Origin of the sequence: Pseudoalteromonas sp. A757 (assembly GCF_004103285.1) — a bacterium.
In the GTDB taxonomy this organism is placed as follows: Bacteria; Pseudomonadota; Gammaproteobacteria; order Enterobacterales; family Alteromonadaceae; genus Pseudoalteromonas; species Pseudoalteromonas galatheae.
Map to the genome: position 1 here is coordinate 280,981 of NZ_QNQN01000071.1, position 8,857 is coordinate 289,837.

7 protein-coding genes and 1 pseudogene are annotated in these 8,857 nt (G+C 41.3%); 3 read left to right on the forward strand and 5 right to left on the reverse strand.

Features of this window, described 5'->3' with window-relative positions; translation table 11 throughout:
- Positions 1-13 precede the first annotated feature (13 nt).
- From DRB05_RS15565 to recQ, 3 genes are all read right to left on the reverse strand, one after another.
- Positions 14-1,681, reverse strand: a complete 1,668-nt coding sequence (locus DRB05_RS15565; RefSeq protein WP_128727736.1) for a POTRA domain-containing protein — start codon at positions 1,679-1,681, stop codon at positions 14-16.
- Between the two features lie 151 nt (positions 1,682-1,832).
- Positions 1,833-2,120: a DUF3630 family protein gene (locus DRB05_RS15570; RefSeq protein ID WP_128727737.1), complete on the reverse strand. Its 288-nt coding sequence runs from the start codon at positions 2,118-2,120 to the stop codon at positions 1,833-1,835.
- On the reverse strand, positions 2,120-3,934 hold the full coding sequence (gene recQ / locus DRB05_RS15575; protein ID WP_162847796.1) for a DNA helicase RecQ: 1,815 nt from the start codon (positions 3,932-3,934) through the stop codon (positions 2,120-2,122). Before recQ ends, DRB05_RS15570 begins: the two co-directional genes overlap by 1 nt.
- Positions 3,935-4,265: 331 nt before the next feature.
- On the opposite strand from recQ, the pseudogene DRB05_RS23040 reads away from it, so the two are divergent.
- Positions 4,266-4,443: pseudogene (locus DRB05_RS23040) on the forward strand (EamA family transporter); the annotation flags it as partial.
- A gap of 40 nt (positions 4,444-4,483) precedes the next feature.
- On the opposite strand, the gene DRB05_RS15585 reads toward DRB05_RS23040, so the two are convergent.
- Positions 4,484-5,719 (reverse strand): response regulator, encoded by a 1,236-nt coding sequence (locus tag DRB05_RS15585; RefSeq protein WP_193554576.1) that lies wholly within the window; start codon positions 5,717-5,719, stop codon positions 4,484-4,486.
- A gap of 231 nt (positions 5,720-5,950) precedes the next feature.
- Positions 5,951-6,322, reverse strand: coding sequence for a DUF413 domain-containing protein (maoP, locus tag DRB05_RS15590; RefSeq protein ID WP_128727740.1), 372 nt, complete (start codon positions 6,320-6,322; stop codon positions 5,951-5,953).
- Positions 6,323-6,409: 87 nt separating this feature from the next.
- On the opposite strand from maoP, the gene DRB05_RS15595 reads away from it, so the two are divergent.
- Entirely contained in the window at positions 6,410-7,255 is an 846-nt protein-coding gene (locus DRB05_RS15595) for a LysR family transcriptional regulator (protein WP_128727741.1), read from the forward strand.
- Between the two features lie 149 nt (positions 7,256-7,404).
- Positions 7,405-8,334: a porin gene (locus DRB05_RS15600; protein WP_128727742.1), complete on the forward strand. Its 930-nt coding sequence runs from the start codon at positions 7,405-7,407 to the stop codon at positions 8,332-8,334.
- Positions 8,335-8,857: the final 523 nt, after the last annotated feature.

The window sequence follows — 8,857 nt, forward strand, 5'->3', positions numbered from 1 at the left end:
GAGCGCGACACCGTTAAAAGCGATTTTTCACCGTTAATAACCACTGCACGCTATCGACGTTATCCGGGCCATGAATTGGCGCGGCTAAATCAATATGAACCATGATATCTGAATTGGCTCGGCTAGGTGCTAACCGTAAGCCAATACCGACATTTTTTAGGACTGATTCATCTGCTTCAATCGGCAGGTGAGAGTGGTATGCGCGACCCACGTCAAAAAACGCGGCACCACCAACTTTAAATAAGCGTAGTAAGTCATACTCCCAATAATAGCGTTTTTCGATGTTGAGTAGCATACTGCGACTGCCTTGCTGATACTTTATTGGGTATCCGCGCAGCCCTGTTTCCCCGCCTAAGGTGATCTGATTATCAAAGGTCAGGTTATTTCCATAGGTATAGCTTGCATTGATAAACCAAGACTCATACAAGCTGGTATTTAAATAATATTGAAAGGTCGTTTTCGCTATCAGGTTCTCGGTTTTATCTGTGTCTTTGTTCCAGTTGCCACTAACATCAAAATAAAACCGCCATAAGCTATGATCTGAGGTATAGTGCGCTGTATTGGCTGAAAATGAATAGACAAGGCGTTCGCTATCGTCACTCCATGAGTCAGCTGAATAGCCAAATAAGGCGTTAATATTCCAGCCTAAGTTTAGGTCCTCTGTACGATAAATAGAGTCGAAATTGCGTACCTTTACATAAGAGTCTTCAAACCACTGAGCTTGGACATAAGGGTAGGTGAGTGTTCTGTCCTGTGCAATAGGTAAAGTGGTGTCAGCTATCTTACGGAAAGTATGCTGCTCGTGTCTAACACCCCCAATGAGGCGTCGGGTCCAACTGCCTGATAGCGCTTTTGAGTGTCCGAAGTAGACTTGCGTGACATCCGTGGACTGACTGAACTCTGAGATTGTTTCACCTTCAGAATATAAGGGCTCTTCGCGTTTGTCGGAATAACTCGTAAAACCGTAACTGTATGGTGTATCGGTTGCAAAAAATGGATAGCTCACATCGATATAGTGACGTTCACCATCGTCATTATCTGAGTATTCGATGCGACCACGATATCTTGAATTTAAAATATTAGGATCATCATATACAAATTGGTAGCCGGAGCGGTCAACCTCTTGTATATGCGTAAAGGAAAGGCGCTTTCCCCAACCAAATAGGTTGCTTTCTCTAAACCCAATTCTTGAAGTATTTTCCCCCCCGCTTCTACTAAAGCTCAAATCGGGCAATAGAGTCCAAAGGTCCCTTGTGACAACCGTAACTAAAATATCACCGTCACAGTTCTCAGTAGCATAGATACGAGCATCATATAGGTATGACTGATTGCGAAGGAGCCGCTCAGATTCACTGAGTTTTCTTGGGTTGTAAGTATCGCCCTCCTTGAATAAGAGCACACTTTTTAATACTTCGGGTTTGGTTTGAATATGGTAACGGTTGGCAAATCGGAATAGAGCATTGTCTTCTTCAGGCTTGTCAGTGTCGAAAACATTAAGTTGTTTGAGTGTGATAGCGACGACTTTTTTGCCTTCAGTTGGCTCTGGATAGACTTGATTACTGTCTAACTGGCGAGAAAGATTTTGGTCGTTTTGTGCCTCAACTCGGTTATTACCGCAGCTATTAGTATAGTCAACAGCAGGCACATTTTCAGCTTGTGCAGCTGCATTTAGACTACACATTAGTACAATACTATTGCACGAAATCCTCTTTAAATTCATCACAGAGCCTTTAAGTCTAATATTCCTTTAGTATGGATGATATTGTTGCAGCTTGCTTTAGTTCTGCAACAAAAGTAATAATATTTATAGACTTAAAGAGCTTTATGTGGACTTAACGAGAAAGTTGTTGGCGCAGGAAAGGTAGGAGTTCTAAGGCATCAACGCCATCTGGAGCTATCCAAATACTCTCGCTGTAATGTTCAAAATTTAAATTGAAATTGCAATTCTCACATGAAAAACGCCACTGATGTCTGTCTGCACCAGCAGAGAACTCAATTAATTGAATCGCGTTATGGTGTAAGAATATTTTGCCCCAAAGTTCAAACTCGTCGTCTTGAGGTGTAACTTCACAGTTGATGATAATCACCTCGTGTGGATTATCTAAAGTGAGTGTGGTCATTATTCTCTTTCCAAATAATTGCGAATGAGTTGCATGAAAGGGGAACCGTACTTGCTGAGCTTAGTAAAACCGACACCAGATACTTGTAAAAACTCGCTGTCTGTTGTTGGTGTTCTTTGCGCCATTTCAGCTAACGTTCGATCGTTAAAGACAACATACGGCGGTACATCATCTTCATCTGCGAGCTGCTTTCTGAGTGCACGAAGCTTAGCAAATAGTTTCTTGTCATAATTAAACTGAGCCAGTTTATCTTGATAGACGTGCTTAGCTACGAGTCTTGGTTCTGCCAGTTGTAGCACATATTCACCGCGCAGCACGGCCCGGGCGGCTTCTGTTAATTTAAGTGTTGCACCTTGTGTAATATCTTGACTCAATAAACCATGATGGATCAGTTGACGTAATATACTCAACCAAAATTCATTACTGTGCTCTTTCCCAATACCATAGGTTGAAAGTGTATGGTGATTTTGCTCTCTGATCCTTGCGGTATTAGCTCCACGTAAGATATCGACAATATAACCAATACCAAAACGCTGCTCAGCTCGGTATACACACGATAAGGCTTGTTGAGCAACTAATGTGCCGTCAAATTGTTTTGGTGGGTTAAGGCAGATATCACAGTTACCGCATGCTTCTCGTTGATATTCGCTGAAGTAATTGAGCAAAATTTGACGACGACAGGTTTGTGCTTCAGCAAAGCTCGACATCGCCTGAAAGCGCTGTTCTTCGACTTTACGACGTTGCTCGTCTGGAATATCTTCAAAAAAGCGTCTAACGCGGGGAATATCCGCAGGATCAAAATACATAACGGCTTCAGCTGCCAAGCTATCTCGCCCTGCACGGCCAGTTTCTTGATAATATGCTTCTACACTTTTTGGAATATCATAGTGAACCACAAATCGCACGTTGGGTTTATTGATCCCCATACCAAAAGCAACTGTGGCAACTACGATTTGAATGTCATCTCGGGCGAAGCGGTTTTGTACAAACTGACGCTGATCATTATCTAGACCTGCGTGATAGCCTGCTGCATTGAACCCAGCATCAATCAGTTTTTCAGCAATATCATCAACACGTTTTCGGCTACCACAGTAGATTATGCCACTTTGCCCCTTTTGCTCTTTTAAATAGCGGATCAACTGCGACAGGGGTTTGAACTTTTCTTCGATGGTGTAACGAATATTGGGTCTGTCAAAGCTACCGGTATAGATAAAGGGGGTTTGCATACCTAATTGCTGGACAATATCTTTCCGTGTCGCTAAATCAGCCGTTGCGGTTAATGCCATCATCGGAACAGACGGAAAATGTTGACGTAACTCTTTTAAACGAAAGTAATGTGGTCTAAAGTCATGCCCCCAATGGGATACGCAGTGGGCTTCGTCGATGGCAAATAAACTGATGTTACAGTTAGATATGCGTTCGATAAAATCTCTTTGTAAGGCCTTTTCCGGCGCTACATACAATAGCTTTAAACGACCCTGGAAAAGCGCGTCATAAGTATCTCTTTGCTGCTCCCAAGCGACACTGTTGTTAATATATTCAGCGGCAATGCCTTGTGCTTTTAACTGCGCGACCTGATCTTGCATTAATGAGATAAGAGGGGATATTACAATTGTCACGCCTGCAAATAATACTGCTGGAACTTGGTAACAGAGTGATTTACCACCGCCGGTAGGCAGTAGTACAAGCGTATCCTGACCAGCTAAGCTAGACTGAATAATGTCAAGCTGACCATCTCTAAACGTACTGTAGCCAAACACATCTTTCAGTACAGAGTGAGGGTCGTTAATTGGGGGGCTTACGAGGGTATCCATCGGCGTCATTTTAGAGCTTTTTTTGAACCTTGTCTTTGCTTTTTATCTAATCTTAAGAGACTTGACTAAGTTTTAAGCACTTGTGGCTTTAGATTTTGCGATTGTGAATTCATCTAACTTTCATCGCCGTGATTAATAAAAATGAGTATAATGATTGACCTCTTAGTTGATCCCTCCAAAGGTTAAAAGCCCGTGATTGAAGAGTAAACGAAAGGACACTTACTCGCTGTACTCGCCGTTTTTATGTAGGGAATTGCGTTTATCTATTTTAAGTAACGTGTCCATATTGATGCGATTGAATTTTAATTGGGGACTGTTAATAACATACTTTATGTTAGATGCGAGCTCAGGCTATTACATCAACCCGTCACTTAACGTATTATTAGAGGTGTTATTCTTATCGGAAAGATTAAGAACAGCGCAAAAGTTTGCTGTGTTATTGGCGATAGTGGGTGTAGTGTTGCAGTTAATCAGTTTGATTCATTCCTGTCATTGCGTTTTTACTGGCGTATGTTTAGTTTTGATTCTTATAGAGATATGAGAAAGCGCTCAGTAAACTAAGCGGTTTCTTCCAGTATCTTTCGCCTGATATAAACGCTCATCAGCTTGTTTTATCAGGCTTTCTATATTTGTGGTCACCTGAGCAGCAAGCCCCATTGAAACAGTAAACGGGATCTGCTGAGCGGTCAGTTCGTTACTGCTTTGCTCTAGATATTCCCGAAAGCGCTCCAGCCTTTCTTTACAATGATCAGTCACCGTATCTTTAAAATATATCGCAAACTCTTCGCCGCCTAATCGAGCGACTAAATCATTGGGAAAATATTGAGCAAACGCTTGGCCAATAGACTCAAGCACTGCATCGCCTCCCTCATGGCCATAATTGTCATTTACTTGCTTAAAATGGTCAATATCTATCATCGCTATCAGTCCATGGAGCTCTTTTTTATGTCTCGCTTTTAGACTTTTCTTTACGGTATCGAAAAAGTAGCGTCGATTTGGTAAGTTGGTTAGATAGTCTGTATTCGCTTGTCGGCGTATCGTTTGAATATGCTCTAACATATCGACGTTTTGGCTAAGACGACAGTAAAACTCTTCTGCGTTAAAAGGTTTTCTGAGGTAGTCATTAGCACCATTTTTTAAGAAGCGTGTGGATAGATTAGCAGTTTCAACACCTGAGATACCGATTATAGCTTTATCATCGTCAGTGTAGAGTCGCCTGATTTCGATGCATAACTCTTCGCCTCGCATATTTGGCATTTCATTGTCGGTAATGATCACGGAGATATCGGGATTGTCTTTTAATACCGCGAGCGCTTCTAAGCCATCGCAGGCCTCTAGTACCTGGTATTTATGGCGAGCGAGGAGCGCTGACACATAATGCCTCGACGAAATAGAATCGTCCACAACTAGTACTCTGACATTTTCATTTCTTGGTAGACGCTCTAATTGGCGCCGTAAATAATGATAGGCTTGCTTATTTTCCTTAGTTATATAGTCAATAATAGGGTACTGCTCTACGATTGAGCGAGTTTGACTCTCGAGGTTACCTGTCATAACAATAGTAGGAACGTCAGCCTTAACCGTATAGGGAATGGCTTCGCCAAGCGGCGCATCAGGTAACACAAAGTCTACCACGGCACAAAAATAATCATGCTGTGATAATAAAACTTTGGCTTCAGCCAAAGACTCTGCAATATCTACATGGTATCCCACCGTGGTAGCAATGTGCTTTTGCACCTTTGCAATTGTGGGGGTGTCTTCAATGATTAAGATTTTCCGTAACACAACTTTTGCCAATCATTTCCTGTTTTACTAATTCTTAACCCAACTGCGCTTAATTGCAATGCTTGTGAGAATAAACAGGTGATGACTAAGAACAAAATGTTAGAAAGATAGCGCGCGATGTGTGATTTGAGATTGAGATGTTTTTATATGAGGAAACAATGTAGACGCCAATAAGAGAAAATAATACAACTCTTTTGACGCCTAAGCTTGATAGTTTATGGGCTATTTTGCTTATAGCTCGTCGTCAATATCTGCTGGGATAACCACGCTCCCATCATTTTGAACTTTAGAGCGTCCAAATAGCGTGTGAAACTTTGTTTTACACGTAGTATGCTTCAAATATTTAGCCCAAGCTTTTTCGACAGCGTTAGTTGGGGGGATTAACCCTTCCATTACCTGAACAAATTGGGATTGGAAACTGTTTTGAGGTTCTGCTGCTTTGCTGTATAAGCTTCTTAACGTGGCACCACAGCGTTCAAGAATTTCGGCTTCTTGTAGTGTGAAGTGACCACTGCGTCCGAATCCTCTAGGGAAGTTGGCGTCATCATAAAAGGCTCTGGGGCTTGCAAATGCATTTTTCAAAGTCGCTAAATTATGATCCATAACTGAGTCCTCTAAGTTTATCTGGCTGGAGTATGGACCAAGTTTTATAATTTTTTAAACGAGTAATTTTTATCGTCAGGAAGAAAAATGGACATAGATCTATTAAAAACTTTTGTCGAAGTTGTCAAAACCCGTCATTTTGGCCGGGCGGCAGAAAATTTATACATCACTCAGTCAGCTGTAAGCTTTAGGATCCGCCAACTTGAACAAAGCTTAGGAGTGAACCTTTTTATCCGCCAGCGTAACAATATTCAGTTAACGGCGCCTGGTGAAAGGTTGTTACCACACGCCAAAATGATTTTAACTGGGATGCAGCGGGCCAAGGTCGATGTTGCACTCGCAAATAATATGCATAAGCAATTGTCACTGAGTGGCACTGCTAATATTTGGGACGCATTTTTACAATTCGGGATTAACCATATTGTATCCGCTATGCCTGGGGTATCGCTTGTTGCTGAAGTGAAAGCTCAGCAAGAAAGCACGCGATTATTATTAGAGCGAACACTAGATCTTGCTGTACTGTTCGATCCGCCCAAAGTCGATGAACTGGTTGTTAAGCCGATCAGCGATCTTGCTATTATTCCTGTAAGCACTTTTGACAATGCAACAAAAGAAGACTTTTTTGACAACCAATACGTTTATGTTGACTGGGGAACCGCTTTTTCTCTTTGGCATGCAAAACAATTTACTGGCGCAACCCCTCCTTATTTTAGAACCAGCACTGGTCGAATAGCACTCGACCTTATTCTCCAATGTGGCGGCTCTGCATTTGTGCCAGAAGCACTAGCGTTAGAGTCCATTGAGGCAGAAAGGTTGACTCAAGTTGATGAAGTAGAAAGTAACTCAAGAGAGATCTTTGTGGCATACCACAAAGATAACGACCAATTAGAGCAGATAGAAACCATCGTAAACTTACTGGGGGCGGTGAAGTAATTCTTATAATGAATCTTTTGTGACGTATTTCTTAAGGTTGGGTGTCACTTTATTTTCAGAAATATTTTATGTGTAATATTTTTGTCATTTACCAATGTCAAACTGCGCGTGTTTTGAAAAATACGTGTTGCGATATTGAGGAAATACACATGAAACTAACTAAGACTGCTTTAGCGCTATCATTATTAAGTGCATTCACTTTTCAAGCCAACGCTGAAGTTGATGTTTATGGTAAAGCGAATGTATCGGTACAATCTTCTGACGATGGTGCAGGCTCAGTTACTGAAATTAAAAGTAACGCATCTCGCTTTGGTTTCAAAGGTTCTGAGAAATTAGATTCTGGTTTAGAAGTTATTTATAAGCTTGAGTTCCAAGTAGATGTCTCTGACGCTGATTCAAAAGGTGATAAAGACAATATTACCGCACGTAACCAGTACGTGGGTTTAAAAGGTAGCTTCGGTGAAGTAGTTATCGGCCGTAATGACACTGCATTAAAACAGTCTCAAGGTAAGTTAGATCAGTTCAACGACCTCGAGGGTGACATTAAGGTTCTCTTTAAAGGCGAAAATCGCTTAGGTGACTCAATCTCCTACAAATCACCAAGCTTTAATGGCTTTAGAGTATTAGGAAGCTTTATTGCTGAAGACAGTGAAGAAGGTGAAAATGGTTTCTCTACTGCGCTAACCTATGGCGATGCCGGGTTGAAAGAGTCAACTATTTATGCAGCGATTGCGGCAGATAGCGAAGTAAATGGCTATGACACGGTTCGTTTTACTGTTCAAGGTAAAGTAGCTGATGTCAAACTTGGTGCAATGTACCAGACACAAGAAAAGGTGGATGGTAGTGCAGAGGCCGATGGCTATTTACTAAATGCAGCTTACAAATTGGGTAATGCAACCTTGAAAGCACAATATCAAGTTATTGACTTTGATGCTGGTGACAAAGTAGATGGTGTTTCTGTCGGTGTTGATTACAAGCTTGCTAAAAACGCGAAGGTTTATGGTTTCTACTCAACATTTGATGCAGACAATCAAGTAGAAAAGGATTATCTAGGCTTAGGTATCGAGTATAAGTTTTAATTTATAGACTATCACTGAGCTTCAAATCGCGAAACACCCGCCTAATGCGGGTGTTTTTGTTTGTTTTATATACTGGTTGTTTTGTTTTTGCTCGAATAAACGTTTTTTCGCAATTTTCTTTAAAAAAAGGGTTGCACTAAAATCGGATCGCCCTATAATGCGACCCCACTGACACGGGGCGCTACGCTGAAAAGCAAAGCAGCAGCGAGTTAGCGTCAAGTAAAACTTAAGTTCGAAACTTCTGATAAAGAAATTCAAAATTAAGTGTTGACAAAAAATTGGGAATGCTTAGAATGCACATCCCTCGAAACAACGAAATGTTTCGAAACGTTCTTTAAAAATATGAAGCAATCATCTGTGTGGGCACTCGTACAGATTGAGTTCTAACAGCAGATTCTAGTTCGCTAGATGACGCAAACAAATTTAGAGTCTCAATTGAACTGAGTGACCAACAGAATAAACATAGTTTATTCAGCACAGTCAATTCGATACCGAAAGGTATCAAAATCAGAATTCAATGAGC

Bases quoted from the DNA above. Each gene is read 5' to 3' on its own strand.
- DRB05_RS15565 (WP_128727736.1), bottom strand. From the start codon at position 1,681: ATGTGTAGTCTAAATGCAGCTGCACAAGCTGAAAATGTGCCTGCTGTT.
- DRB05_RS15570 (WP_128727737.1), bottom strand. From the start codon at position 2,120: ATGACCACACTCACTTTAGATAATCCACACGAGGTGATTATCATCAAC.
- recQ (WP_162847796.1), bottom strand. From the start codon at position 3,934: ATGGATACCCTCGTAAGCCCCCCAATTAACGACCCTCACTCTGTACTG.
- maoP (WP_128727740.1), bottom strand. From the start codon at position 6,322: ATGGATCATAATTTAGCGACTTTGAAAAATGCATTTGCAAGCCCCAGA.
- DRB05_RS15595 (WP_128727741.1), top strand. From the start codon at position 6,410: ATGGACATAGATCTATTAAAAACTTTTGTCGAAGTTGTCAAAACCCGT.
- DRB05_RS15600 (WP_128727742.1), top strand. From the start codon at position 7,405: ATGAAACTAACTAAGACTGCTTTAGCGCTATCATTATTAAGTGCATTC.